At 51.4% G+C, this 23,383-nt stretch carries 29 protein-coding genes and 1 tRNA gene; 17 read left to right on the top strand and 13 right to left on the bottom strand.

The annotated features are described in order from the left end of the window. Nucleotides 1-7: 7 nt before the first annotated feature. The 6 genes from ACFQRK_RS00430 to ACFQRK_RS00405 all read right to left on the bottom strand — a co-directional run bounded on the left by ACFQRK_RS00430 (nucleotide 8) and on the right by ACFQRK_RS00405 (nucleotide 5,559). Nucleotides 8-949, bottom strand: coding sequence for a transporter (locus ACFQRK_RS00430; protein ID WP_379002531.1), 942 nt, complete (start codon nucleotides 947-949; stop codon nucleotides 8-10). Nucleotides 950-974: 25 nt separating this feature from the next. Next, nucleotides 975-2,036, bottom strand: coding sequence for a cytochrome-c peroxidase (locus ACFQRK_RS00425; protein ID WP_379002529.1), 1,062 nt, complete (start codon nucleotides 2,034-2,036; stop codon nucleotides 975-977). A gap of 1 nt (nucleotide 2,037) precedes the next feature. Continuing rightward, nucleotides 2,038-2,910, bottom strand: a complete 873-nt coding sequence (locus ACFQRK_RS00420) for an MbnP family protein (protein WP_379002527.1) — start codon at nucleotides 2,908-2,910, stop codon at nucleotides 2,038-2,040. Between the two features lie 119 nt (nucleotides 2,911-3,029). Beyond that, on the bottom strand, nucleotides 3,030-3,428 hold the full coding sequence (locus ACFQRK_RS00415; RefSeq protein WP_379002526.1) for a hypothetical protein: 399 nt from the start codon (nucleotides 3,426-3,428) through the stop codon (nucleotides 3,030-3,032). 116 nt (nucleotides 3,429-3,544) lie between these two features. Then, nucleotides 3,545-3,916 carry a hypothetical protein gene (locus ACFQRK_RS00410; RefSeq protein WP_379002525.1) on the bottom strand — a complete coding sequence of 124 codons (372 nt, stop codon included), beginning with the start codon at nucleotides 3,914-3,916 and terminating at the stop codon, nucleotides 3,545-3,547. A gap of 47 nt (nucleotides 3,917-3,963) precedes the next feature. Next, nucleotides 3,964-5,559 (bottom strand): tetratricopeptide repeat protein, encoded by a 1,596-nt coding sequence (locus tag ACFQRK_RS00405; RefSeq protein ID WP_379002523.1) that lies wholly within the window; start codon nucleotides 5,557-5,559, stop codon nucleotides 3,964-3,966. 323 nt (nucleotides 5,560-5,882) lie between these two features. Between ACFQRK_RS00405 and ACFQRK_RS00400 the strand changes: the two genes are divergently transcribed. From ACFQRK_RS00400 to ACFQRK_RS00385, 4 genes are read left to right on the top strand one after another with little or no spacing between them, the layout of a single operon-like run. Further along, a complete protein-coding gene (locus ACFQRK_RS00400) occupies nucleotides 5,883-6,260 on the top strand; it encodes an ArsR/SmtB family transcription factor (RefSeq protein ID WP_379002521.1) in 378 nt (125 codons plus the stop codon). Then, nucleotides 6,232-7,182 carry an SRPBCC domain-containing protein gene (locus ACFQRK_RS00395; RefSeq protein ID WP_379002520.1) on the top strand — a complete coding sequence of 317 codons (951 nt, stop codon included), beginning with the start codon at nucleotides 6,232-6,234 and terminating at the stop codon, nucleotides 7,180-7,182. The genes ACFQRK_RS00400 and ACFQRK_RS00395 overlap by 29 nt, the downstream gene beginning before the upstream one ends. Before the next feature lie 44 nt (nucleotides 7,183-7,226). Beyond that, the gene (locus ACFQRK_RS00390; protein WP_379002518.1) at nucleotides 7,227-7,700 is read left to right on the top strand and encodes an SRPBCC family protein; all 474 of its coding nucleotides are present in this window, start codon (nucleotides 7,227-7,229) and stop codon (nucleotides 7,698-7,700) included. Nucleotides 7,701-7,711: 11 nt separating this feature from the next. Further along, the gene (locus tag ACFQRK_RS00385; protein ID WP_379002517.1) at nucleotides 7,712-8,110 is read left to right on the top strand and encodes a VOC family protein; all 399 of its coding nucleotides are present in this window, start codon (nucleotides 7,712-7,714) and stop codon (nucleotides 8,108-8,110) included. Here ACFQRK_RS00385 and ACFQRK_RS00380 read toward each other — a convergent pair. Further along, entirely contained in the window at nucleotides 8,085-9,044 is a 960-nt protein-coding gene (locus ACFQRK_RS00380) for a LysR family transcriptional regulator (RefSeq protein WP_379002515.1), read from the bottom strand. The two genes, ACFQRK_RS00385 and ACFQRK_RS00380, sit on opposite strands and share 26 nt — an antisense overlap. A 98-nt stretch (nucleotides 9,045-9,142) precedes the next feature. Between ACFQRK_RS00380 and ACFQRK_RS00375 the strand changes: the two genes are divergently transcribed. Beyond that, entirely contained in the window at nucleotides 9,143-9,772 is a 630-nt protein-coding gene (locus tag ACFQRK_RS00375; RefSeq protein ID WP_379002513.1) for an NAD(P)H-dependent oxidoreductase, read from the top strand. Nucleotides 9,773-9,789: 17 nt separating this feature from the next. Here ACFQRK_RS00375 and ACFQRK_RS00370 read toward each other — a convergent pair whose 3' ends face one another. From ACFQRK_RS00370 to ACFQRK_RS00360, 3 genes are all read right to left on the bottom strand, one after another. Next, on the bottom strand, nucleotides 9,790-10,644 hold the full coding sequence (locus tag ACFQRK_RS00370) for an NAD(P)H-binding protein (RefSeq protein WP_379002511.1): 855 nt from the start codon (nucleotides 10,642-10,644) through the stop codon (nucleotides 9,790-9,792). A gap of 73 nt (nucleotides 10,645-10,717) precedes the next feature. Then, nucleotides 10,718-11,533 carry a DUF6597 domain-containing transcriptional factor gene (locus ACFQRK_RS00365; protein ID WP_379002510.1) on the bottom strand — a complete coding sequence of 272 codons (816 nt, stop codon included), beginning with the start codon at nucleotides 11,531-11,533 and terminating at the stop codon, nucleotides 10,718-10,720. A 19-nt stretch (nucleotides 11,534-11,552) separates the two neighbouring features. After that, nucleotides 11,553-12,320, bottom strand: coding sequence for an oxygenase MpaB family protein (locus tag ACFQRK_RS00360; RefSeq protein WP_379002508.1), 768 nt, complete (start codon nucleotides 12,318-12,320; stop codon nucleotides 11,553-11,555). A gap of 307 nt (nucleotides 12,321-12,627) precedes the next feature. Here ACFQRK_RS00360 and ACFQRK_RS00355 point away from each other — a divergent pair, with 307 nt between their 5' ends. The 5 genes from ACFQRK_RS00355 (at nucleotide 12,628) to ACFQRK_RS00335 (ending at nucleotide 15,229) form a co-directional block, all read left to right on the top strand. Next, a complete protein-coding gene (locus ACFQRK_RS00355) occupies nucleotides 12,628-13,008 on the top strand; it encodes a VOC family protein (RefSeq protein WP_379002506.1) in 381 nt (126 codons plus the stop codon). 106 nt (nucleotides 13,009-13,114) lie between these two features. Then, nucleotides 13,115-13,597 carry a helix-turn-helix domain-containing protein gene (locus ACFQRK_RS00350; RefSeq protein WP_379002504.1) on the top strand — a complete coding sequence of 161 codons (483 nt, stop codon included), beginning with the start codon at nucleotides 13,115-13,117 and terminating at the stop codon, nucleotides 13,595-13,597. Between the two features lie 10 nt (nucleotides 13,598-13,607). Continuing rightward, nucleotides 13,608-14,042, top strand: a complete 435-nt coding sequence (locus ACFQRK_RS00345) for a VOC family protein (protein ID WP_379002502.1) — start codon at nucleotides 13,608-13,610, stop codon at nucleotides 14,040-14,042. Further along, a complete protein-coding gene (locus tag ACFQRK_RS00340) occupies nucleotides 14,026-14,487 on the top strand; it encodes a DUF1569 domain-containing protein (RefSeq protein WP_379002500.1) in 462 nt (153 codons plus the stop codon). Before ACFQRK_RS00345 ends, ACFQRK_RS00340 begins: the two co-directional genes overlap by 17 nt. Continuing rightward, entirely contained in the window at nucleotides 14,441-15,229 is a 789-nt protein-coding gene (locus ACFQRK_RS00335; protein ID WP_379002498.1) for a DNA alkylation repair protein, read from the top strand. The genes ACFQRK_RS00340 and ACFQRK_RS00335 overlap by 47 nt, the downstream gene beginning before the upstream one ends. Before the next feature lie 20 nt (nucleotides 15,230-15,249). Here ACFQRK_RS00335 and ACFQRK_RS00330 read toward each other — a convergent pair whose 3' ends face one another. Further along, entirely contained in the window at nucleotides 15,250-16,155 is a 906-nt protein-coding gene (locus tag ACFQRK_RS00330; protein ID WP_379002497.1) for a DinB family protein, read from the bottom strand. 96 nt (nucleotides 16,156-16,251) lie between these two features. Further along, entirely contained in the window at nucleotides 16,252-17,148 is an 897-nt protein-coding gene (locus tag ACFQRK_RS00325; RefSeq protein ID WP_379002495.1) for a helix-turn-helix domain-containing protein, read from the bottom strand. A gap of 222 nt (nucleotides 17,149-17,370) precedes the next feature. Here ACFQRK_RS00325 and ACFQRK_RS00320 point away from each other — a divergent pair, with 222 nt between their 5' ends. Both ACFQRK_RS00320 and ACFQRK_RS00315 read left to right on the top strand, forming a co-directional pair. After that, complete coding sequence (locus ACFQRK_RS00320; protein WP_379002493.1) at nucleotides 17,371-18,384, top strand: WD40/YVTN/BNR-like repeat-containing protein; 1,014 nt, start codon at nucleotides 17,371-17,373, stop codon at nucleotides 18,382-18,384. A gap of 89 nt (nucleotides 18,385-18,473) precedes the next feature. Next, nucleotides 18,474-19,085, top strand: a complete 612-nt coding sequence (locus ACFQRK_RS00315) for a dihydrofolate reductase family protein (protein WP_379002490.1) — start codon at nucleotides 18,474-18,476, stop codon at nucleotides 19,083-19,085. Nucleotides 19,086-19,326: 241 nt separating this feature from the next. On the opposite strand, the gene ACFQRK_RS00310 is transcribed toward ACFQRK_RS00315, so the two are convergent. Then, a tRNA-Pro gene (locus ACFQRK_RS00310) sits at nucleotides 19,327-19,400 on the bottom strand. On the opposite strand from ACFQRK_RS00310, the gene ACFQRK_RS00305 reads away from it, so the two are divergent. From ACFQRK_RS00305 to ACFQRK_RS00285, 5 genes are all read left to right on the top strand, one after another. After that, on the top strand, nucleotides 19,401-20,513 hold the full coding sequence (locus tag ACFQRK_RS00305; protein ID WP_379002488.1) for a phosphotriesterase: 1,113 nt from the start codon (nucleotides 19,401-19,403) through the stop codon (nucleotides 20,511-20,513). It begins immediately after the preceding tRNA gene. 57 nt (nucleotides 20,514-20,570) lie between these two features. Beyond that, complete coding sequence (locus ACFQRK_RS00300) at nucleotides 20,571-21,224, top strand: Crp/Fnr family transcriptional regulator (protein WP_379002486.1); 654 nt, start codon at nucleotides 20,571-20,573, stop codon at nucleotides 21,222-21,224. A gap of 68 nt (nucleotides 21,225-21,292) precedes the next feature. Then, on the top strand, nucleotides 21,293-22,087 hold the full coding sequence (locus tag ACFQRK_RS00295) for a sulfite exporter TauE/SafE family protein (protein WP_379002484.1): 795 nt from the start codon (nucleotides 21,293-21,295) through the stop codon (nucleotides 22,085-22,087). A 90-nt stretch (nucleotides 22,088-22,177) separates the two neighbouring features. Continuing rightward, a complete protein-coding gene (locus ACFQRK_RS00290; protein WP_379002483.1) occupies nucleotides 22,178-22,738 on the top strand; it encodes a YeeE/YedE family protein in 561 nt (186 codons plus the stop codon). Nucleotides 22,739-22,916: 178 nt separating this feature from the next. Continuing rightward, nucleotides 22,917-23,342 carry a DUF6691 family protein gene (locus ACFQRK_RS00285; protein WP_379004628.1) on the top strand — a complete coding sequence of 142 codons (426 nt, stop codon included), beginning with the start codon at nucleotides 22,917-22,919 and terminating at the stop codon, nucleotides 23,340-23,342. The last annotated feature ends 41 nt before the right edge of the window (nucleotides 23,343-23,383 follow it).

Raw genomic sequence — 23,383 nt, 5'->3', positions numbered from 1 at the left:
AGCCCGGTTAAAACCCGAACGAAACATGCGCCAGCAATCGGCTACCCGCTCTCGCCCGACCCTCAGCGAGGTCTTGAGCGAGAGGCGCCTGATAGTTGCCACCCAGGGAGATTTTCCCAACGTTGACCTCCACCCCTACTACTCCGATCAGCGAGTTTCCGCCGGATTGGGCGACATCATATTTACCATAGACCACATCGTTGGTCTGGCTTTCATACATCGCCCCTGCATTGGGTGCAATACGAACCCTGTTTTTAATGTTAAACTTGTAATAAACAAGTGTATTGGCCGTCAGCTTGTTTCCATAACGGTACTCGTGCCGGTTCTCGGTATTCACCTTATAACCCACATTGGCATTCAGCCCCAGGTCCATCAGCCTGATGTCGTATGCGAGGTTGACCATGAAGTCTGTACTCGCCGTGCCCAGCTGAAAATTGTTGGGCGCATCCTGCGATACCGAAGCCCGTTCGCCGTTGTCGTACAAACCCGTGGGAACTTTAACACCCACACCTGCCCAAAGCGAATGCACCAGCAATTTGCTGGCTTTCGTTGTAGCTGCCTGTTCAAACACCTTATAAAAACCCATCACTGCGATGTCGCCCACACCGTTTTTTTGGCCTGTTTGCCCGCTGCTGCGCACATGGCGCGTATTGAAGTTATACGGGAGGATGGCCATGGCGCGCCAGCGTTTGCCGAAGTTCCATGCACCCCAAAGTTCCAGACTCTCGTAGGTCTCGTCGGCTGTAATCGGCGTCCGGTTGCCCGTCGGCCCCAAGTGCGTGGTAAGCGACTTGTGCTGGTAGCGCATGCCGATAAAGCGCTTATTGAAATCCGGGAGTATTCCCAGGTAATAGCTGCCCACGCCGCATCCGCAAATGTCGCAGGCCTTTGATACATGCATCGAGCCAACCAGCAAGGCGGCCATCACTATAATTTTTCGGAAATCCATGTTCTATACTATACGTTCATTATGTTTAGTTTACAATCAAGCCACCCATTTCCGGTTCCGCGAATAACGGGTTAGTGACAAACTCACGGTCATTCAGTGTTTGCAGGAATGCCATCAGGTTCTCCTTCTCCTCGTCGGTCATCGGAATGCCAATACGTCCATCGGGCTGCCGGAATATCGGGTCGAGCGTTTCGGAATCGACCATTCCACTGCGGTAATGCTCCAGCACCCTGTTCAGCGTCAGGAAACGCCCATCGTGCATGTATGGCGCCGTGTACTGCCAGTTGCGCAAGCTCGGAACCTTGAACGCATAGCGGTCCCTTGGATTGAGCGTAACCGAGTCACGGCCAATGTCGTTTACCCGGTTGGGTTGCAATCCATTGTTTCGGTAGCTCCGGTCGGTGAACAGCGGTTCGCTGTGGCACGTTGCACAGCGCTGCTTAAAAAACACATATCCCTTTTTTTCCGCTTCGGTAAAAGCCGCGCCCTCCTCGTTCCGCATCACTTTATCATACTTCGTATCGGCGCTCACCGCCATCAGCATAAATTGCGAAAGCGCTTTAAACAACCGCGCGTCCGTAATTTCCTCCGTACCGAACGCCTTTTTAAAAAGGGCCGGATAATCGGGATGTTCACGCAGCTTGCGGATCACGTTGGGCACGGTTTCATCCATCTCCACCGGGCTGGTAATCGCATTCACCGGTGAGAGGTCGAGGTCGAACACGCCGCCGTCCCAGAAAAACTCCCGCTGCCACGCCAGGTTCACAATCGGCATGGGATTGCGTGTACCCAGCCGGTCGTCGATGCCATGGCTCACGTCATGCCCGTGGTGTGTGAAGGATGCCGACTGGATGTGGCAGCTTCCGCAGGCAATGGTATTATTGCGCGAAAGCCGGGGTTCGTAGAAAAGGCGCTTGCCCAATTCAAATCCCGCTTCCGTTACCGGATTGCGTGAAAAATCGTATTCCGGTTCCGGAAAGTTTGCCGGGTTCGTAAAACCGGCAAACACATCGGGCAGCACATCGCTTCCCTTTTTACACGCAAACACCAGCCCCACCAATATTCCCAATACGCATAGCTTCTTCATATTAAAGTTCATCCTCGCTCCTGACGAAGTTTTCCGTATGGTCATGACTAAACATTGAAGGGAAATTGTTGGCGATGTGGACGCTGTATTCGCTGAACATCACGTTGGGATGTTCCGGGATACTGAACGTATGGGGCCCGTTGAACACCTGCATGACGTCTACGAGCAGGTGCACGTTGCTACGCAATCCCGCACGTACCTTGGCCATACCACCCGGAGCTAGATCCACCGTGATTACCTTGATGTTGTTAATGGTGGGCGCGCTGTAGCCGCCAAAACCGCCGATGTGGTACTTGAACTGCTTGTTGCCTGTCGGGTCACCCTGCTGATCGTCCGAAACCAGGTTGCAATGCCCCTCAAACTTAAAAAAAATGTAGCCGCTGTTCCATCCCCAGTACATGCCACCCCCTTCGTGACCCTGGTCCGGATTAAAGGAAAGCACACCCTTTCGCGCTTCGACCGGCATTTTACTGCGCTCGGCATCTACGCCAAGGATAAAGGACACCTTCGTGTAATCGCCCTCCGGGGCTTCTACCTGGGTAAACCGCGTAGCGCGGTCTCCGCCATTAACGAGAAAATAACTGTCCTCCTGAGGTACCGCATATTCGCTGCCATCTGCCTTGTAAAGCTTGATGTTGCTGACGAAATATTGCAGCAGCTTGATGCTGAACTTTTCGCCTTTCGCATTGGCATATTCCCGAGGGTGGAAACTCAGGGTTTCCTCGCCCACGATATTATCAAATTCAATGGAGAAAGCCCCCTTCTTTCCCGCATCCGGCAGGGGGGAATCTTTGCCGCAAGCTGCAGCTATCAACGCAGCAATGATAAGCATTGCTGATTTTATGATCATACGTCCTTTTCTGTTCGTTTTCATTTTTCGAATTGTTTGGGTTCAAAAACTACGCATACGGGTTGAGCGCCTCCTTGGGTGATCCGCGCTTGCGGCACCCTCCAGAGGCCAACCAATTTCCTCCCTGCTCCTTGGCAACAGGGCTATTTCGTGATGTGAGTAAGGACGGTTAGGTTTGGGGGATGGAAATTATCCGTTGCGTAGAGGTAGTGGTAACATACCTCCGGAGAAATCGGGGCTGCGGAATCGCACGCAGCCGGCATGCGGATAACGAAGGGTTCAGGCAGCAGAAAAACCACCGTCTCCGTGTTAGGATTCGCATGGTCATCGCCTGTACCGTTTGTTTCGTCGTCTTCCAGCACCTTCAGCTTTTTCATTAGCACGCATTGCCCATTGCAATGCAATTCCGGCCGATTGCGGTTCTCGCACAGCTCGTTCACGATGCGCTGTTTGTTCGCGCCGTACCACGCGAACACGCCCAGGCAGCCCAAGCATTGGAACACCAGTGAAAACAGGAGTAAAATAGAAAGCGTTTTCTTCAAGCTTCTAAGCCGCTATTTAAGCAATTTTGGATACCACAAATCCGGCGACCACGTCGCCCGGAAAGTCTACGGCAAAGCTACTGCTGTGTCGCCGGCCGGTCGGCCAGCGTTTGCTGTCAGGAAATGGGCGGATGAAAAATGGCGTGATCCATCTGGAACAGGTAGTGTGGATCACCGTGTGGGCCGTACTGAACAATCGACTCAACACCAGGCAATGCCTCCGAACTTGCATGTTCCGTTGCCTGAGAAAACAACACGACTTCCTTTAGTTTAATATCCGGCTGCTGCTGTTCCTTTTCCTGCTGTTCTTTCAGTTTTTTCATCAGCACACACTGGCCTTGGCACGGACTGTTCGGAATAAAGCGGTTTTCACATTGATTCTTGGCGATGAAATCCCGGTTCACGTAGAAACCCACTGTCACCCACAGGGCCGAAAGGCTCTGCAAAAGCGTGGCAAGGGCTAATAGCAATGCAAACGGTTTACTCATCGCAAGCAAATGTAATGATTTTTTGAATTCGCGCAACCCTACCGGCGTCACCTTTGCGGTTCTGGCAACACCTTGCCGAAACTCTTTGCCTTTTCCAGATACAACCGGGTATTGACCTCATCATGTAGCCCGGCATAAGACATGGCAAGCATAAAATTCAACTCCCCTAAGCTGGCCGGAGTAAGCTTTCCGTAAATACGCTGTCTTTCGCCCTTCATTCCTGCCTCAATGGACGTCGCCTCGTCCTTCAGGGTCTGCTCAAACAACGCTTTGCTTTTCTCAAATTCGGAATTTGCCATCAAAAACCTGGCATAAGCCAACCGGGTCATAAATAGATCATTGATATTGAACATACGATGGCTTTCCCTCCGTAATGATTTTTCTCCCTCGGTCGTAAAGACGGTTATTGCCCGATTGAAATTTACGTCTGCCGCATCGCGCTCTCCTTTCTGCGCGTAGACGAGCGCCAATTCGATAAAGCTTCTGAAATGCAGGGAATCTTTTTCCCCGACTATCCTTTCAAAGGTTGTTGCAGCGCTGTCCAATTCGTTATACCGCTTCTGCAACAGACCTTTTAAAAACCAGGTTTCGATGTTTTTTGGATCTTTCTCAAGCAACCTGTTCCAGATCTTCCACGAGTCATTCCGGTTGTCCTCGTCCAAGGATATCAGTAACAAATGCCGATACGCAATCGCATTGTTTGTGTCAATCGTCAAGGCTTCCATCAATTTTTCCTTTGCTTGATTGATATCCTTTGCCCGTGCCAGGCGCAAACCTTCCATTGCCAATGAATTTGCCTGTCCCTTCAGTTTCCGCTGCTCATATTGGTCATTTTCTCTTTTCACCTGTTCCGGATCGTTCAGGAAGGAGAACTTACCCAGATACAAATCGGGCTCTTCCCGGCGCGGGGTCCAGTTCTCGTGATTCGGGTGCGTAAATTCCCGATCGGGTTTGAAGCGGACAATGCCCCAGGTATTACTGATTTCGGAAAGCGCCGCTTCCCGCTTATCCAATGGATAATAATACCGGAGACTTACATACCCAAGATCAAACTTAACCAGGTGCACAACCAGACAACCGTAGTTATCAACCGTATCCTTAAACTTGTATTTCCATTTCGTATCGTAAATGAAAACCGTATCTGCGTTGATGACCGTTTTGAACGGGTTCCCCACATTCTCCAGGAGTTCAAAATCCGGGCTGTAGTCAATCAGATTCTTGCCGAGTATGTTTTGATTCACCCGCGTCCGATATTCCTCAACCGAACTGTTATCCTGATTATGCTGGTAATAGGCACTTAACCGGATCCATGACGATGAATATCCTACAAAAATATCCCCTTTCCTCAGCTCAACGGGGCCGCCAAAGATCAAATACGGATTAAAATGGACACGCTTTTTGTGCATTTCCGCGCGTTCCTCACGCGAAAGCATGCCAAAGTTGCTCAATGAGTCAGGCAACCTCGGGTTCTCTACCGTGTTGTATCCAGCCGGCTTGAACACCCAGGCATTAACCTCGTCCAGATTTTTGATGGGTGTCCCGTCAAACGTTCCAATCTTTCCTGATCGGATAATATCCTGCGCATGTATCTCAACAAAAAATAGTACAGCCGCAACGATACATAAAGTGCTTTTACGGTTCATAATTCAGATGTTTACTCCACGGATGCACCTGCCCGGGATATTCCATACCGCAAATGAAAATAATTTTCAACCAGCTCTTTACCCTTGGGAATGATCTACACAGAACATAAGACGCACGTCCTGTTGACGCCTTACATCGAACGCTATTGGCGGCCCATGCCAATCTGCCGCCGTTCCGTGAGTGGAGTCGCTCATTTCTGCCGAAACGACCGTCATGCATTTGAGTCGTCTCGGCGGGTTCGGCTGTCGACCAAAATTTTCCCAGAAAAAACTTGCGCAAGCAAATACTTGCATGTATATTTGCAAGCAAATACTTGCGAATCATGGAGGCTCGAAGAGATGTTTTCCAAGCCATAGCGGATCCGACGCGGAGGGCCATCCTGGGGATGATCGCCAAGCAGCCGACCAATGTCAATACCATCGCCGACCGATTCGATGTCAGCCGCCAAGCCATTTCTTTGCATCTGAAGATACTCGCCGAATGCGGTTTATTGTCCATGAAGCAACAGGGCCGTGAACGCATCTGCGAAGCCAAGCTGGAAAAACTCCGCGAGGTGAATGAGTGGGTGGCGCAATACAAGCAGTTCTGGACGCAAAAACTGGATGCGCTGGAAAGCTACCTGAACCATCTTGACGACAATAACAAGATATCAAACGATAAAACCGTAGATCATGAAGAATCCGTTAGGAAAAATAGCTAAGGAAGAAGACGGCTATAAAGTCGTTTTTGAACGGGTACTCAACCACCCCATCGCAAAGGTCTGGGACGCCATCACCAACCCGGAAGAACTGAAATTCTGGTTTACTGACATCGAACTGGATTTTCGGCCGGGGGGCACCATTACCTTCCAGTTCCGGGATACCGACAAAACCAAATCGTATGGCGAGGTGATTGCCATTGAGCCGCCCAATCGCTTTGTGTGGACCTGGGAAGGTGAACTCGCTGTCTGGGAGTTGACTGCGTTGGCCGAGCACAGCACGCGGTTAACTTTCACGTACAGCAAGCTGACGGCGGATTACGCCGTAAATGCACCGGCAGGGTTCCACGACCTCCTCGACCTGTTAGCCGAGCGGCTTGACGGCAGCGAAGAAACGTATGCCTTCGGCGCGGAAGATGACGCGGCCGGCCCGCTGCAGACGCCGATTCATTACGCGGCGGCCGTATATGGGACGTATCCGAATCTCGTTAAACATCCACCCGTTGTGGTCGAAAAAACCGTCGACGCGCCCGTTGAGCGGGTGTGGCAGGCCATTACCAATAAAGAGCAGCTGAAACAATGGTATTTTGATCTGGATGATTTCAAACCCGAAGTTGGCTTCCACTTTACGTTTCCCGGTCAGGGCCACAAAGGCGAACAATACCTCCACCTGTGCACCGTCACCGAGGTCATTCCCCGGCAGAAACTGCAATACAGCTGGCAATACGAAGGCCATCGCGGCTACTCGCTGGTGACGTTCGAGCTCGCCGAAACGGGAACGCAGACGAAGCTGACACTAACCCACCACGGGCTGGAAACCTTCCCGCAGGACACTCCCGACTTTGCATGGAAAAGCTTCAACGGCGGCTGGAGCGAGATCATCGGGAAGATGCTGCCGGAATTTTTGGCGACCCCTCAAAAATAAATGCGGACGCAGGCCGCAAATTGTTAACCATTAAAACATAACATATGGAAGCACCCAAATTAGCAACCGTGGAATGCCAGATGATGATCAGAAAGCCCGTGGAAACGGTTTTCGAGGCATTCATTGACCCCGCTGTTACCACCAAATTCTGGTTCACCAAATCAAGCGGAAAACTGGAGGCAGGAAAAACCGCCACCTGGGAATGGGAAATGTACGGCGTTTCCAGTGAGGTGCAGGTAAAGGAAATTGTGCCCAATCAACGAATCACCATCGAATGGGACAATACCCCCGTGACCACGGTCGATTTTGAGTTTACTGCCCTAACTCCTGACACCACCTACGTAGTAATCAAAAATTATGGCTTCGACCAAACCGGTGATGCACTGATCGAAGCCATCAAGGACAACACCGGCGGATTCACCACGGTACTGGACGGACTGAAAGCGTGGCTGGAATTCGGCATCGAACTTAACCTGGTCCGAGACAAATTTCCCGATACCGGATCGGCGCATCACTAACAAAACTCGACATGGAAAAGCAAATTACGACCTTCCTGACATTTCAGGAAAACAATGCCGAAGAGGCCATGAATTTCTACATCGGATTATTTGACAACTCCCGGATTATCGACATCCGACGCCACGGGAAAGGCGGGCCCGCCAAAGAAGGCTCCGTCATGATGGCTACGTTCGAACTAAACGGAAAACAATTCATTTGCAGCGATAGCTACGTGAAACACGCGTGGACCTTCTCACCAGCGATTTCAATGTACGTCGAGTGCCGCACCGAGGAAGAACTCAACAAACTGTTCGATAAACTCTCCGAAGATGGAATCGTTTATATGCCATTGGACAACTACGGCTTCAGCACAAAATTCGGTTGGGTCGGAGACCGATTTGGTGTCACGTGGCAATTGAACTTTCAATAGAGGTCTGCGCCCGCCCGAGTTCGTTGTTTTCTGATCGTTCCCATTTATCTTTTAACAGGTGCTCCAGCTGGCTAATCTCTTCCCGATACATGGTTTTCTTTCGTGTTCCGAAGAACAGCGTATTCTCCAAGGGGACGTTTCCCTCCCATACCAGGCTAATTTTCCCGGATGCAATTGCTTCCGAACATAGAAAATCAGGAACCACCGAAAAACCCGCTCCGTTGCTCAGGCAGCGGATAATGGAACTGATGTTAGGGACGATGTAATTGGGGCTAAAATCCGGATGTTCGCCGAAATGTTTCAACCAAAAGTTTTTCAGGTGTTCCATATCGGCGGCCGTACTGTACCAAAGCTGCTGCTTCAGCAACGCGGCAACATCCTTGATTTTTTCGGCAGCCAATAAACTCTCCACTTCAGACACATCGGTTTTCCTTCCCGCAATCAAAACAATCCGTTCTTTGGAAAACGGCCGATACTGTAAGTTTTGCTGATTGCCTTTCTGCGGGGTGATAATCAGATCCAAAAGACCATTATCCAAATCGTGCTGCATTTTCGGATATTCACCGAATTGGATGATCAGGTTAAACGGAAGACTCGCTATGTGCTCTTCCAGTGTATATTGAAAGGTTTCAAAGCACATGCCCACACTAATAGTTGGCCGCTCATCCTGCGCACGCTTGTGGAAATGCTGCTCGGCTGCCTCCATTTTTTTCAGGGGATCCAATACATAGTTGTACAGGATTTTTCCCTTTTCGGTCGGCACCATTTTTCGCGCCGAACGGTCAAACAGCTTATAACCCGTGAAAGCTTCCAGCGAATTCAAGTGCAGGCTTACGCCCGGTTGCGAAATAAACAGTTCCTGCGCCGCCGCAGATAACGTACCGGTTTCATAAATCGACTTAAACGTACGAAGCCATTCCAGATTCCATCGCATATCTATAATTATTATTATACAAATATACAATTTAATTTATTTTAATAATGAATTGAAATGATGGAAATTTGCGGCATCAATAATTAAATAAATAGAAAATGAAAACAGCATTTATCATAAACGGCGGTCAGACTTTTGCGCATTCGGGGGGATTATTTAACCAAACCCTTACCCAATGGACCAAGGAAACCTTGCTGAAGAATGATTTTGACGTGCGGGTCACCGATATCAACGACAACTTCGATGCGCTGGCTGAAGTAGAAAACTTTAAGTGGGCCGACCTGCTGATCTATCACACGCCCATCTGGTGGTTTCAGGTACCAAACCGGCTGAAAAAATACATCGATGAGGTATTTACCGCAGGACACTTAAACGGGATGTACGCCAGTGATGGACGAAGCCGTCTCAATCCGGCGATCAATTACGGAACCGGAGGGTTGATGCATGGGAAAAAATACATGGTTACCTCCTCATGGAACGCCCCGGATACGGCTTTCACCCTACCCGGAGAGTTCTTTGACCAGCATACCGTGGACGCAGGCGTCTTGTTCGGCTTCCATAAAATGAATCAGTTTGTCGGAATGGAGCGACTCAACGGGTTTCATTTCCACGATCTGGAGAAAAATGCCACCGACGAGCGGATAGCCAACTACCATCGGGAGTACATCCATCATTTGCAAGAAGTGCTGGCATCCGAACAACAATTGCCCCATCCCCAGGCTTGTTGATCGGATAGCCAGTCGCCTTACAGTTCCTGGATATAATCGCCGACCGCTTTGCGTTTTCTTCCCAATAACTTCTCGAGCTGATCGTCCACCGCGGCAAATTCTCCGGCCCGGATGCTGGCCGCCATGCTGAGCGTGAATCCGATGTCGTCTTGTGGCAATCCCGCTTTTGCGAGCTCCGCGGCAAAGTCCGCTTCGGGGATGTCGTGGTACGCCGCATCCAGTCCTTTCCCGGCGTTAAGGCGCGTGGCCAGATCCGCAAACGAGAGCGCCTCCGCTCCGGTAATCCGGTATACTGCGCTTTCATGCCGGCCCGATTCAGTCAGCACCCCAGCGAGCGCCTCCGCGATGTCCTCCCGGCTCACAAAGCTAACCTTTCCGTCGCCCCCCGGATAATAGATCTGTCCGTCCTGCACCGCGGTTCCGATGAACAGCGGTATGGTTTCGAAGTACATGCTGTTCCGGAAGAACGTGTAGGCAAGCCCCCGATCCTTGATCGCCTCCTCGGTCGCCGCGCAGGTTTGGCCCGCCCAAAAGATAGCCTCCGGCCCCGGTACGAGCGTGCTGGTGTACACAATTTTCCGGACACCTGCCATCGCCGCGGCCGCAACCACGTTCAGCTCCTGCCGGGATGCCAGGGGCCCGGAGGCAGAGGTAGAAATCTGGAGCAGCGTCTCCACGCCGTCCAGTGCTTCCACCAACGCATCCCGGTCATCGTAGTCCGCCATGCGGATGGTTATACCTACATGCCGGTCCGTTTCCAGTTTGGCCGGGTTCCGCACAATCGCCGCCAATTGGCTTGCCGGTACTTTTTTCAAAAGGTGGGTAAGGGTCAACTGCCCCAGGTGCCCACTTGCGCCTGTTAATGCAATCATGAGTTCAATTCTTTTCCGGCAAAACTATGCGAGGCCGACCAAAGAAAATTGAACAAACCCGCCAACGCGGGAATCAGATGATCAGGTGGGGGAAGTTCGGTAACTGTTCGGCAAACGCCCGCGTAAAATATCGGGGCGAGCAACCCACAAAGGCTTTGAATGTACGGATGAAATGCGGTTGGTCGGCATAGCCATGCGCAAGCGCCAAGTTGGTCAAGCGGCGCGATCCGCCCTCGCGAAACTGTTGCATAGCACCCTGGAACTGGCAGATCCGCGAAAACAATTTCGGAGAAACGCCGATGGCCTCCCGGAATTTGCGCTGGAAACCACGTTCCGAAATCCGAAGTTCCCGCTGAAGCTCGCGCAAGGCCAGGCGACCGCCACTGCTCACCAACCGCTTGGCCGCATAGAGTGCCTCCGCATCCAGTTTCGCCACGTTGGCCGCAATACGCTGGCACAGGTAATCAGCCAAAATCCCGATCTGCCGGTCGGCAGCGGATGTGTTCAGCAGCTGCTCGACCAGCAATGCGCCTACCTTGCCATCCAGGACATCCATGGCTATGCAGCGGTCCGTCCATTCGAACGCAGGTAAGCCAAAGATGGATTGTAGCGCATGCGGATGGAAATACACACCCACGGCGTGGAAGCCCGAAGGAAAAAAGATATTCACCGGTTCGACGGTTTGCCCGTACACGTAACAGACCGGCCATCCGTTGTCGGGCTTTGCCGCCCAGTCCGGTGTCAGCTGCTGGAAAATCAATCCCGGCAGGCCGTCGGCAATGGTGGTAAAAGCGTGGTACGCTTTGGTCTCGTCCCTATTGTCCAACGTCCAGAAATACCGGACATAAGGCAGCAGCGGCTGTGGCGGTGCAATTTTGCGGAATTCCATTCATCAAAGATACCCATTATTAGCCTTCCGAGAAACCATCCAGTGCCGCAATCTGCTTTTTATATTCCCGAGGCAGTATTGCATTTTTCAGCCACGATTTCACCCGGATCATCCGGCTTAACTTATAACCGTGGAGTAGCATCGATGCAAACGGATTCCTCCCGAGGCCCAGCAGGTTGTTCACCGCTTCCGGAACCAAGGCTATCTGAGCCTGCTTCAGGATCCCGTACCTGAACCAGCCCAGGTGTTTCCGGTACTGCCGGTAAAGATCGGTGGTAAACGGCCCATTCAGCAGGTTCTCGTGAAGACTCGAGCTCCGCATGGAGAGCCATTGCGGATAGTCCGATGGCAGCCCCTTCAACCCCATACGTAACCCCACGCGGTAAAAGACGGCGAATACTTCTTCCTTCTCCGCCTTGGTTAATTTCCTTTCCAGCAATTCATGCGACCGGATCGAATAATCGATTAACATCGACAACACATCGCGATACGCCCAGTCAGGGATGTCCCTGCCGCGCTGTTCCTCCACCCCCCTATGGATAGCCGAAATCCGGTCAATCGCAAGCAACGCATCTTCCTGCTTCGAAAATACGATTTGACGGGCATAGGAGACCGTCGAAAATAAGCGCTTAAGCGGGTCCGAAGGAAGACGGCCCGTGAAGTACAGCCAGTCTACCGCCTTATTCAACGCAAACTCCGCTGCCGCGCCGGCAAAAATGAGCAGGATCGTATCCCCGCTTCCCCAGATCCGGCGCACAATTGAATCCCTGTCGACAAAATATACCATATCTTTTCAAATAAATCGCCCCCGTCCATACAAAATTAACACTTCCATTTAACTTTGAAAAAAAAAGTACTTTAAATATTAAAGGCAATAAACCGCATCCGCTTCAGGAAAACGGCCGAAGGTTAAGAAAAATGAAACTTGGCCGTTTTATACAATTTTAGCACGGCAACTCCTGCCAATTTTGCTTAATAAAATTTGCTTTGTTTAAGACACCATCATGAAACAGACGCTTGCAATTATGGTAACGATGCTTTTATGTACAGGCACATTGGCCCAACATCCTTCAACCACAAAAAACAGACAACCAATGAAATTAAATGCAGGAATCATTACCGAAAAAATGGCCGAAACCAAGGCCTTTTACACGCAGACCCTTGGTTTCGGGGTAACTTTCGAAAACGAGTTCTACCTGTTGCTGCACACCCCCGGCGGGGAAACCGAAATCAGTTTTCTTTTGCCCAACCACCCCAGTCAGCAACCGTTGTTCCAAAAACCCTTCCTGGGCCAGGGCATGTACCTGACTATTGAAGTGGACGACGTGGATCAGTTGTACAACGAACTTAAGGAGCAAGGCGTAACAATCAAAATCGATATCCGCGACGAGCCCTGGGGCGACCGGCATTTTGCCATTGAAGACCCCAACGGTATCGGTATTGACATTGTGAAATATTCGCCAACCGAAGAATAGGCGGAAAAATTGTCCAGACTCCCCCGCTAGGTTGGCTTTGTTCGCCCGGCTAAAACCGGGCGTCAACCCTTACTTTTGCAACTACATATCCATTTTCTACGCGTCCATGAAATCAGAATCCTATCCCAAAGTTTATTTATACAGGCGGATCGTGCAGGCGAAGTGCTTTATCGACGATCACTATGCTGAACGGATTGACCTGAATGCCATATCGGGCGAAGCCTATTTTTCAAAGTTTCACTTTATACGCCTGTTCAAATCCATCTACGGCAAAACACCCCGCAATTACCTGCAACAGGTACGGATTGCGCACGCGAAAACCTTACTCGAACAGGGCTTTTCCACTGCCGAAACCTGCTTCGCGGTAGGTTTTGAAAGCATCACCTCCTTCAGCGGTTTATTTGCCAGGACGGTAGGGCTGCCCCCATCTGAATTTTCTGCAAAATACCGCGAGAAAAAACAACGGATCCTGCAAAATCCCCGGGCCTATGTACCGAGCTGTTATGGGGATCAACACGGATGGTTTCAAAATAGCAATTTTGGAGAAGTGATTTTAACAAGCAATGCGGACCTTAGCACCGTTACTTAATTTAAACATTATGATCACGAAAATGACCGTCACAAACATCCACGTTATCAATCAGGATAGCGCGTATGATTTTTATGTGAACAAACTGGGTTTCCGGGTAGTGGATGATATCCCCATGGGGCCGGGCACCCGCTGGCTTACCGTTTCGCCGCCCGAGCAACCCGATCTGCAGATTGTCTTATTTCCGGTGGTGGTAAGCAAAATGTTCCCGCAGAAGACCGCCGATACACTCATTGACTTAATCAAGCAAGGGATCTTCGGCTGCGGCGTCTTAACCTGCACCGACATTTTCGCCACGTACGAAGAACTGAAAGCCAAGGGCGTTGAATTTATCAAGGCGCCGACGGAGGAGTTTTACGGCATGGAAGCCTTTTTTAAGGATGATTCGGGGAACTACTTTTCACTGCAACCCATCAGCAACTTTGACCATGAAAACGGTATTTGACAAGTCGATACAGGATGAATTGGCGGACAGGGTCCGGCTATTGAAGGAGAATTCCCACCGAAATTGGGGCAAGATGACTGCTTACCAAATGGCCAAACATTGCAACAACTGGAGCGAGTGGGTGCTGGGAGTAGGCAGCTACGCCAACCACGTTTACAAACAGGATTTCCTCGGCAAGCTCTTCGGCAAGGCGGCCTTGAAAAGCAATGTCAAAGATGACAGGCCGATGGGTAAAAATATGCCGGCCGGCATACATGTCATCAAGAAAACCGAAACCGGCGACCTGGAAGTGGAAAAAGCCCGGTGGTTACGGCTAATCACGGAATACGACCGCTTCCGGAACGACCGGTTCATCCACGACTTTTTTGGCAAAATGACCAAAGAACAAATTGGTATCTTTGCGTACAAACACTTTGACCATCATTTACGGCAATTTGGAATCTAACAAGAAAGTAGACTACGGCATTACCGAGAAATTCGGGAAAGAACTGGCAACGTTGCTGGCCAATAAAATCACGGCGATCGCATCAGCGTTTCCGGCGAAAGCGTTTGTACGTGACGTTACCGCGTCTGTAGCCGGGAAAACCTACACCCAGCGGGTAGCAGTGATTGCAGACCAGCTGCACACACATTTCCCCGGCACGTATCCGGAGGCGTTGGCCGTATTTATGAATATACTGGGGCCACCCAACCCGAATGAAACGGGTATGTTTACCCACTATTACTGGATCCTGCCCATCGGCAAGTTTGTGGAAAAATATGGCCTCGAGCACTTCCAGCTGTCGATGGACGCCATTGCCGAAATCACCCGGCGCAATACCGGCGAATATGCCGTGCGCCCGTACATCAGAACGTACCCCGAAGCATCGCTGGCCATCCTCCGCAAATGGGCCACGTCCGATGACTTCCACCTGAGACGGCTTGCCAGTGAAGGTCTCCGTCCGAAGCTGCCCTGGGCACCAAAGCTGGATACGTTCATTCAGGATCCGCATCCGGTCTTCGACATACTAACGCTACTGAAAGAAGATGAGATCAAATTTGTAAAGAAATCCGTTGCCAATCACCTGACCGACTGGCTGAAGGTAAACAGGGAGCCCGCCGCTGCACTCATCCGGAACTGGTCGGCATCGGATAATCCTCACACACAGTGGATCATCCGGCACGCTACCCGGAAGATCAGCCTATGAAGATCAGCCTATGAAGCTCTTTAAATACGAGCAGCAACCTGTTGCCGATGCCGCTCGGTATGGAATGCCGCAAACGTCAGCCACTCAAAAAACGTCAACACACCAAAAGGAGGCATGTCGAACCCGTTGCATATCTGGGTCAGGTCGAGTTCTGTACACGCCAGCAGCTCGTCTTTAATACCCTGCAGAGCCCCTACGTGTCGACCTGCATCATACGTCACCGCAGGCGGAACCAAAAACTCCGGAGCCTGCAAACCTACGGACTGATTGCTCATCAGCGCGCGGATCTCCGGAACATGGGTATCATAGTCGCGCGTTGACGCCGCCGCATTTCCCGTCAGGAAATCCCTGAAGCCCGCGTTGCTCATGATGACGTGCTCAACCAGCTGGCCGACCGTCCATTTCGACGTGACCGTCCGGTTGTACGCTTCGTGAGATAGGGCACCGATCAATTCTGCCAAGCCGCCGAACGTAGCGCTGATCCGGCTCCGCAGGTCGCTTTTTTCAGCAAGTTGTTTCATGATGTTGATGGTATCGTTCCACAAACGCACCGTCTCCTGGTAATGAACGTCGTCGCGGAAGCCCCGCTGCATGATGGTCAACTCACAACTAAATGTATCAATGGGCTCAACTTCGTACCGGATGACGCTGTATTCCCCCTCGATGTCGGGTGCCTCCCAAAAGGAACTCCAATAGGAGAACTCGACCCATCGTTCATCCGCAATTTCAAGGATAACGCCTTTGTCCTGGTAAGGCTGATCCTCCCATATTCCCGAAAAGCCGATCGGCTCTCCCTTGACCCACCGCGTGACCAGCTCGGCGTTCCAAGCCGTTTGATACGTGGCGGGGGAACGAAGAATTTCCCAAACGACCGATGCCGGCGCATTAACCCTAGTAAAAACTGAATAGCGAATTTCGTGATTCATAACCATGCCAATTAGTGATTATCCTTTAGTGATTATCCATTCTTTTCAGCAAAGTTAACCCTAGCCGGTACGCCCGCACCTATTCAACTAGGGGAACTAGCTATTCAATTCCCGGAATTGCGTGGGGGTCATGCCTGTATGCTTCCGGAAGTAGGACGAAAAGTTGTTGGGCTCGGCGAATTGGAACGCTGCACTGATTTCCTTGATGGCTTTATCGGGCTTGGTCAACAAGTATTTAATGTGCTGCAGCCTGAATTCATTGATAATCTGGCTGGGAGTTTTGCCGGTTTCGGCACGCACCACGTCAGTCAGGTGACCGGGAGATACATGAAGCTGTTCGGCGTATTCCCTAATGGTCGTCCCCTGCTGGAACGCCTCGCTCGCGAGCGAAAGGAACCGCTTCGTAATCGTTTGTGAAGCGGTGAGCTTTACGCCCTGGTCTGCATCCGCTAACGTTTGCAACTGGATCAATTTGATCAGTAGTATTTCGAGGTATTTGGTAATGACCAACGGCGAAGTGAATGGGTCATAATTCCGGTACTCATGGAAAATATTCTCGACCACATTTTGGTAAGCCTTGATTTCAGTTTCCGGAACCCGGTTTACGCGGGCGACCGCCGCCAGCTCGGTTTTAAAGAGCGATTTATAATAACTCCGGTCAATGAAATCGTCTGTAAAGAAAATCGAATATCCCGCTGGCCTTCTCCGGAAAGCGTTGTTCAGGCTGATTTCCACGAGCTCCTTCGGAGGGACGTATACGATCCGGTTCGTGACATTGGGCACCAATTCCCCGTTGACCGAAAAATGGCAGATAGCCGAAAAATCAACCGACAGCTCGTGGAAATTCTGCCGATAGCGTTTTAATTTCGCGTAGTCGATTTGACTTTCAACGTGATAGCCGTAGATCAGAAAGTCCGTTTCAACTTTTAAGCTACTGACCCCTATAGCCGAAGCCAGTTCATCGATGGCTCCATAATTGATCGTGCGTTCCAACTTCCTGTTACGTTTCTAGATCGTTCACGTAAATCATTAACAATTCTCTCAACCACAAACTTACATAAAAATCTCAAGGGAGAAGTGAGGCAGCTTGTCCGAATTATTCCGTAAATTAAGCGCATCTTTCGATATGATCCAAATTATGAAAGCCGTAGTTAAAAACCACCCTCCCGTAAAGATAGTGACGCAATGATGATTGCTGCAAAAAGGTTATTGGCAATGGCACTGGCAATTCTGCTACCTGCTTGCGGTAGCCCTAACCGTGACACCGCATCCGCGACATCACCCAGCCATGCTCCAACCGACACGGTCAATACGCCCTCCGAACCCAGCGACGGTATTGTTTACTTTTCGACCGATCACGGATTGACCTGGAAAAATACAAGTACGGGGCTGCCGGCTACCACCCGCATCGGGCTGGGTGGCATCGCCGTTTCTGGAAACAAGCTAGCGCTTCTGTCAAAAGATAGCGGGCTTTACTTCTTTGATAACCAAAACGACAGGTGGATGAATATTCCCACGGATCGGCAATTGATCGAGAGCAACCCGGGTGCCCTGCTTTTTTACAACGACCACCTTTATGCAGGCACACAATGGGGTGGCGTTTTCCATTCCGAAAACGAAGGAAAAAGCTGGACCAAACGAAATACCGGTCTGGCTAGTTTAACCATCCGGAAGTTTGCGCAGATCGACCACAAACTCTATGCAGCAACGAACGCCGGACTTTACTCCTACAACGACCTACGCAATGAATGGGAACTGGAGTATGGGAACCGTACGCTGCAAGTCAATGGCATCGCGGCGCTCGATGGCGATGTGTACGTTGCCACAAATCAGGGCGCATTTCGTTCGCCGATCGGCAAGAGAGATTGGCAGAAAATCTTTTCGGATGGAGCCTTGCACAATATAAGTTCGGATGGCAACACGCTCTACGCAATGGTATATAACGAACTGTTTTCATCGGCTGATAAAGGAACGAGCTGGCGGCTTATCCAATCCGGCCTACCTACCCAGCTGTATACGTTCCACGTGATCAGAAGCGGCAATGCCCTGTTGGCGGCACAATGGGATGGCGTTTATCGGAAAGACAACGAATCCGGAAACTGGAAATTTTCCAGCACCGGGTTGCCCGACCGGCTGGCTATTGCAAACATGATAAGCTATAACGGGGCCGTTGTCGTCAGCGGAAGCGAAAGGAAGCTACGAGCGGGGATGACCACCCACAAAAACTGATTATTTAAGCACCATTTAACGGCCGAACGGTTTTTACTAAATTTGAATGTAACGTAGCGGTCGAAATCATTTATCTCAAATCTATAAACATGAAAAAAGCAAACGTAACAGCTGGTTTAACCATATCCCTTGATGGATATGGCGCCGGGCATAATCAAAGTTTTGAAAGACCATTTGGAGACAATTTCGATGCAGACTTGCTGGATCGCTGGATGTTCGCCGAGCCGGAAAAGCATAGCCATAAAAAGGAAATAGATGCCATTCTTGACGCAGGTGCATTTATCATGGGCAGCAATATGTTTGGCCCTAAAGACCGAAGGGATAAATCCGAATGGAAAGGATGGTGGGGCGATAATCCGCCGTATCATGCCCCGGTTTTTGTGCTCTCCCACAACGAACGGCCGCCCATAAAAATGGAAGGTGGAACCACATTTTATTTCGTGACAGATGGCATTGAATCCGCATTTAGAAAGGCAAAGGAAGCGGCAGGAGATCGAAAGGTAAAGATTATGGGAGGCGCAAACACGATTAATCAGTACCTGACGGCCGGACTCATTGATGAATTGTGGGTGCATATCGTACCCACTACCATTGGTGCAGGCTCACGGCTTTTTGAGGGGGTACCAAATCTCAGGCTTGAACCGGTCGAGGTAAGTGGAACCGGGGTGGTGACACACATTAGGTACCGGGTCCTGAAATAGCATGGCCGCTACCTGAGAGCACAGTGTTTTGGGCGCTGCACAAGCTTAACGCCCGCTGCCCCGCACTGGTTTGCCGCAGCCATCCCGTATTACATAAAAAACCCCTGCTTTCGCAAGGGCTTCATTTTAGTGAGTCGGGGTGGCGGGATTGGCTGCATCCCGCTGCCCCGCACTCGTTTGCCGCAGCCATCCCGTATTACATAAAAAACCCCTGCTTTCGCAAGGGCTTCATTTTAGTGAGTCGGGGTGGCGGGATTCGAACCCACGGCCTCTTCGTCCCGAACGAAGCGCGCTACCGGGCTGCGCTACACCCCGATGATTCCGGTAATGCGGTTGCAAAAATATCATTTCTCTTTGAAAAAGCGAAAACTTAGATTTGTGAAAATGAAACGGCGTACTTTCATCCAAAAAGGGTTCTTGTCCGCGCTACCGCTGGCGGGTATTGCTCCGCCTGGTTGGCTCCTTCGCCCCTCCGCCCAGGTGATGACCGTCAATGGCCCCATTGCCATCGACAAGCTCGGGACGGTGCTGCCCCATGAGCACATTCTGGTCGATTTCATCGGTGCGGATCAGGTTAACCCCAAGCGTTACGACCAAGATGAAGTGTTTGCCGCCATGCTCCCCTATCTCGAAGATGTGCGCCGCCACGGTGTACGCACGTTCGTGGATTGCACGCCCGAATGGATCGGTCGTGACGCCCATTTGCTCAAACGGTTGTCTGACGCATCCGGCATGCACATTGTCACCAATACCGGTTACTACGGTGCCGCAGGCGAAAAATACCTGCCGCCCCACGCATATACGGAAACCGCCGAGCAACTGGCAGAGCGGTGGGTTGCCGAATGGCGCAACGGCATTGGCGATACCGGCATCAAACCCGGCTTCATCAAAACGGGCGTAGACGGCCACCCACTCTCGGCCACGCAGCGCAAGCTGATCCGCGCCGCCGCCCTCACCCACCTCCAGACCGGGCTGACCATCTTTGTGCATACCGGCGATGGGCGGGCCGCCCTCGAAGAGCTGGCCATTCTCACTGACACCGGCGCTGCGCCCGACGCTTGGGTGTGGACACACGCGCAGAGCGAGCCGGACAGGGCGCTGCATATCCAAGCGGCCGAAGCCGGTGGATGGGTCGCATTCGACGGACTGTATCCACAGCTGGTCGACCGCTACGTGGCCTTCCTCCGGGACCTGAAAGCCCGGCGCCTGCTGCACCGGGCCCTGATCTCGCACGACGCAGGGTGGTACGAGGTCGGCAAGCCCGACGGAGGCCGGGTTCGTCCCTATGTCGCCCTCTTCCAAGACCTCATCCCCGCCCTAAAAAAGGCGGGGTTTACGGCGGCAGAGCGGCGTCAGCTTTTTGAAACCAACCCGGCAGAAGCACTGGCCGTCCGGATCAGGGAAAAATACAGGCCCCAAAACACGTAACGTTATCAATTCACCGTATTAAGCGACAAACCGCATTAAGAGATAAAAATAGCCATCATGCACACACAAACGCCGACAATACCCGATTACCTGAACACCTATTTCAGCCACTTTGAGCCAAACCTGAGAAAGGCCTTGTCCGAAGCGTGCACCGTGAGGACATTCCCCGCCGGCGAACAGTTGATGCAGACCGGCCAGTATTTCAAGTCCACGATGCTGCTTGTGGGAGGCCTCGTCAAAGTGTATCGGCAGGGGAACGACGGCCGGGAATTTTTTGTGTACCACCTGGAGCCGGGTAGCGCCTGCGCCCTGTCAATGATATGCGCCACCAAACAGGAGAAAAGCGAGGTACTGGCCACTGCCGTCGAAGATACTACGGCATTGCTGGTGCCGATTGCCCGGATGGACGACCTGATGCGCGACTATAAAACTTGGTATTACTTCGTGCTGGAAACTTACCGCTCGCGTTTTGAAGAATTGTTGGAGGTCATCGACCACATCGCGTTCAAAAGCATGGACGAACGGCTGGCCTATCACCTCGAAAAACTTAGCAAACGACACGGCTCCAGGGAACTGTATACCACCCACCAACAGATTGCCCACGACCTGGGCTCCTCGCGGGAAGTGATTTCGCGGTTGCTGAAAAAGATGGAACAGCACGGCAAAGTCGTGCTACAGCGCAATTCCATCCAACTCCTGTCGACCGTGTGACCTAGGTCACCGACAAGAGATTGCATCGCAACCGACCTTTGCAAGGGTAACGTCAATACACGAAAAAAATGGAATTCGTCGGTTATCTTGCTTCATTGTTTATCGGCATCGCCCTGGGTCTTATCGGCGGCGGTGGCTCTATACTCACGGTACCTGTACTGGTATATCTTTTCGAGCTTCCACCCGTTACGGCTACAGCCTATTCGCTATTCATTGTGGGGGCCACCAGTCTAGTAGGTGCATGGCCCAAATACCGCCGGGGGTTAGTTGACATCAAGACCGCCACCCTATTCGGCATTCCCTCCATCGCAGCCGTATACGCCACACGCAAGTACCTCGTCCCCGCCATCCCGGACCCCCTCTTTATGCTGGGTGATTTTACCTTTGGCAAACCCATGGCCGTAATGCTGCTGTTCGCCGTCATGATGTTTGCAGCTTCCATTTCCATGATCCGGAAGCAGCCCTGCAAGGATTGCCCGGAGGATGCTGAAATCCGGTATAACTATCCGATGATCTTTTTGGAAGGGATGCTGGTCGGCACACTAACGGGACTCGTAGGCGCGGGTGGCGGTTTCCTCATCATTCCCGCCCTTGTACTGCTGAGCAAATTGTCCATGAAAAAGGCCGTTGGCACTTCGCTGCTGATCATTGCCGCCAAGTCGCTCCTTGGCTTCATGGGCGATGTGGCCAATAGGCCCATCGAATGGGGTTTCCTGTTGCTGGTTACCGGGCTGGCAATCCTGGGCTTTTATCTGGGCAACCGGATTTCGGGCAGGGTATCCGGACATAAATTGCAGAAGGGTTTCGGGTGGTTCGTCCTCCTGATGAGCATTTACATCCTGATCAACGAACTTTTTCGTTAGCCGTCCGTTGGAAGGTGACAGAAGTCACTGAATGGGGCCGCTCTGGTTGTTATCTTTGTAAACAAATGGATTGATAAAAAAAGAACGCTTATGATAGAATGGTTGAAACAACCGTGGCCGTGGTACATCGCCGGCCCGCTGGTGGGTCTCACGGTCCCCACACTCCTGATTCTGGGCAACAAGCATTTCGGCATTTCGGCCAACCTGCGCCACGTCTGTGCGATGTGCTTCCCCGCGGATATCAAATTCTTCAAGTATGATTACCGAAAGGAATTCTGGAATCTCTTTTTCGTCCTCGGTGCCTTCGGTGGCGGGGTGATCGCGAGCCTATGGCTGGCTAACCCTCAGCCGGTCGAAGTAAACCCGGCCCTGGTCACCGAACTCGCGGGATATGGCATCAACGACTACACCAACATGGTACCGAAACAGCTTTTCAATTGGGATTACTTGCTAACGGCAAACGGCCTTATCATGATGGTCGGCGGCGGATTCCTGGTCGGCTTCGGCTCGCGTTACGCCGGGGGATGTACCAGCGGACACGCCATAATGGGATTAAGCACGTTGCAATGGCCTTCACTCGTGGCTACCGTCTGCTTTATGATCGGTGGCTTTCTGATGGCCAATGTCTTTTTGCCTTTTATACTTGGTTGAGATCGGATTTACTTGGCAATACTATTTTCCTTCATGGTTTAGATTATTTAAGATGATGCGCAAAAATAACAATTCCAATTCTCAAATTTCGACTTTCAATTCTCAATTTTCGGCTTTCGATCCAAAAAACGAGAAGGAAGTACGCACGCAGGATACCCTATGTGTCAATGAATCGCAACTGCAACACAAGTGGTACCACAACCTCAAGTACCTGATTGTGGGCATCCTATTCGGGATTGTCTTCGTGAAAGCTGAAATCATCAGTTGGTTCCGCATTCAGGAAATGTTCCGCCTGCAATCGTTCCACATGTATGGGATCATCGGGTCGGCGATCGCGGTGGGTATCCTATCGGTTTGGTTAATCAAGAGATTCAACATCAAGACCATCTACGGCGAGCCCATTACGTTCACACCGAAAAAATTCAGCAAAGGCCAGATTTACGGGGGGCTCATTTTTGGATTGGGTTGGGGCCTGACCGGCGCCTGCCCGGGCCCCTTGTTTGTCCAGATCGGCACGGGCGCCACCGTGGTAGCCATTGTGCTGCTCAGCGCAATCGCAGGCACCTGGGTTTATGGCAGACTGCGGGATAGCCTTCCCCATTAATTAAAAACTTTCAGCTTATAACAGTTTTCATCAAACAAAAA

Source organism: Parapedobacter sp. GCM10030251 (assembly GCF_042666505.1).
Classification (GTDB): domain Bacteria; phylum Bacteroidota; class Bacteroidia; order Sphingobacteriales; family Sphingobacteriaceae; genus Parapedobacter.
This window is presented reverse-complemented; position numbering and strand designations above follow the sequence as displayed.

What these genes read in the sequence shown, in the direction of transcription:
- ACFQRK_RS00430 (WP_379002531.1), bottom strand. Translation starts at nt 949, where the DNA reads ATGGATTTCCGAAAAATTATAGTGATGGCCGCCTTGCTGGTTGGCTCG.
- ACFQRK_RS00425 (WP_379002529.1), bottom strand. Translation starts at nt 2,036, where the DNA reads ATGAAGAAGCTATGCGTATTGGGAATATTGGTGGGGCTGGTGTTTGCG.
- ACFQRK_RS00420 (WP_379002527.1), bottom strand. Translation starts at nt 2,910, where the DNA reads ATGAAAACGAACAGAAAAGGACGTATGATCATAAAATCAGCAATGCTT.
- ACFQRK_RS00410 (WP_379002525.1), bottom strand. Translation starts at nt 3,916, where the DNA reads ATGAGTAAACCGTTTGCATTGCTATTAGCCCTTGCCACGCTTTTGCAG.
- ACFQRK_RS00405 (WP_379002523.1), bottom strand. Translation starts at nt 5,559, where the DNA reads ATGAACCGTAAAAGCACTTTATGTATCGTTGCGGCTGTACTATTTTTT.
- ACFQRK_RS00400 (WP_379002521.1), top strand. Translation starts at nt 5,883, where the DNA reads ATGGAGGCTCGAAGAGATGTTTTCCAAGCCATAGCGGATCCGACGCGG.
- ACFQRK_RS00395 (WP_379002520.1), top strand. Translation starts at nt 6,232, where the DNA reads ATGAAGAATCCGTTAGGAAAAATAGCTAAGGAAGAAGACGGCTATAAA.
- ACFQRK_RS00390 (WP_379002518.1), top strand. Translation starts at nt 7,227, where the DNA reads ATGGAAGCACCCAAATTAGCAACCGTGGAATGCCAGATGATGATCAGA.
- ACFQRK_RS00385 (WP_379002517.1), top strand. Translation starts at nt 7,712, where the DNA reads ATGGAAAAGCAAATTACGACCTTCCTGACATTTCAGGAAAACAATGCC.
- ACFQRK_RS00380 (WP_379002515.1), bottom strand. Translation starts at nt 9,044, where the DNA reads ATGCGATGGAATCTGGAATGGCTTCGTACGTTTAAGTCGATTTATGAA.
- ACFQRK_RS00375 (WP_379002513.1), top strand. Translation starts at nt 9,143, where the DNA reads ATGAAAACAGCATTTATCATAAACGGCGGTCAGACTTTTGCGCATTCG.
- ACFQRK_RS00370 (WP_379002511.1), bottom strand. Translation starts at nt 10,644, where the DNA reads ATGATTGCATTAACAGGCGCAAGTGGGCACCTGGGGCAGTTGACCCTT.
- ACFQRK_RS00365 (WP_379002510.1), bottom strand. Translation starts at nt 11,533, where the DNA reads ATGGAATTCCGCAAAATTGCACCGCCACAGCCGCTGCTGCCTTATGTC.
- ACFQRK_RS00360 (WP_379002508.1), bottom strand. Translation starts at nt 12,320, where the DNA reads ATGGTATATTTTGTCGACAGGGATTCAATTGTGCGCCGGATCTGGGGA.
- ACFQRK_RS00355 (WP_379002506.1), top strand. Translation starts at nt 12,628, where the DNA reads ATGAAATTAAATGCAGGAATCATTACCGAAAAAATGGCCGAAACCAAG.
- ACFQRK_RS00350 (WP_379002504.1), top strand. Translation starts at nt 13,115, where the DNA reads ATGAAATCAGAATCCTATCCCAAAGTTTATTTATACAGGCGGATCGTG.
- ACFQRK_RS00345 (WP_379002502.1), top strand. Translation starts at nt 13,608, where the DNA reads ATGATCACGAAAATGACCGTCACAAACATCCACGTTATCAATCAGGAT.
- ACFQRK_RS00340 (WP_379002500.1), top strand. Translation starts at nt 14,026, where the DNA reads ATGAAAACGGTATTTGACAAGTCGATACAGGATGAATTGGCGGACAGG.
- ACFQRK_RS00330 (WP_379002497.1), bottom strand. Translation starts at nt 16,155, where the DNA reads ATGAATCACGAAATTCGCTATTCAGTTTTTACTAGGGTTAATGCGCCG.
- ACFQRK_RS00320 (WP_379002493.1), top strand. Translation starts at nt 17,371, where the DNA reads ATGGCACTGGCAATTCTGCTACCTGCTTGCGGTAGCCCTAACCGTGAC.
- ACFQRK_RS00315 (WP_379002490.1), top strand. Translation starts at nt 18,474, where the DNA reads ATGAAAAAAGCAAACGTAACAGCTGGTTTAACCATATCCCTTGATGGA.
- ACFQRK_RS00305 (WP_379002488.1), top strand. Translation starts at nt 19,401, where the DNA reads ATGATTCCGGTAATGCGGTTGCAAAAATATCATTTCTCTTTGAAAAAG.
- ACFQRK_RS00300 (WP_379002486.1), top strand. Translation starts at nt 20,571, where the DNA reads ATGCACACACAAACGCCGACAATACCCGATTACCTGAACACCTATTTC.
- ACFQRK_RS00295 (WP_379002484.1), top strand. Translation starts at nt 21,293, where the DNA reads ATGGAATTCGTCGGTTATCTTGCTTCATTGTTTATCGGCATCGCCCTG.
- ACFQRK_RS00290 (WP_379002483.1), top strand. Translation starts at nt 22,178, where the DNA reads ATGATAGAATGGTTGAAACAACCGTGGCCGTGGTACATCGCCGGCCCG.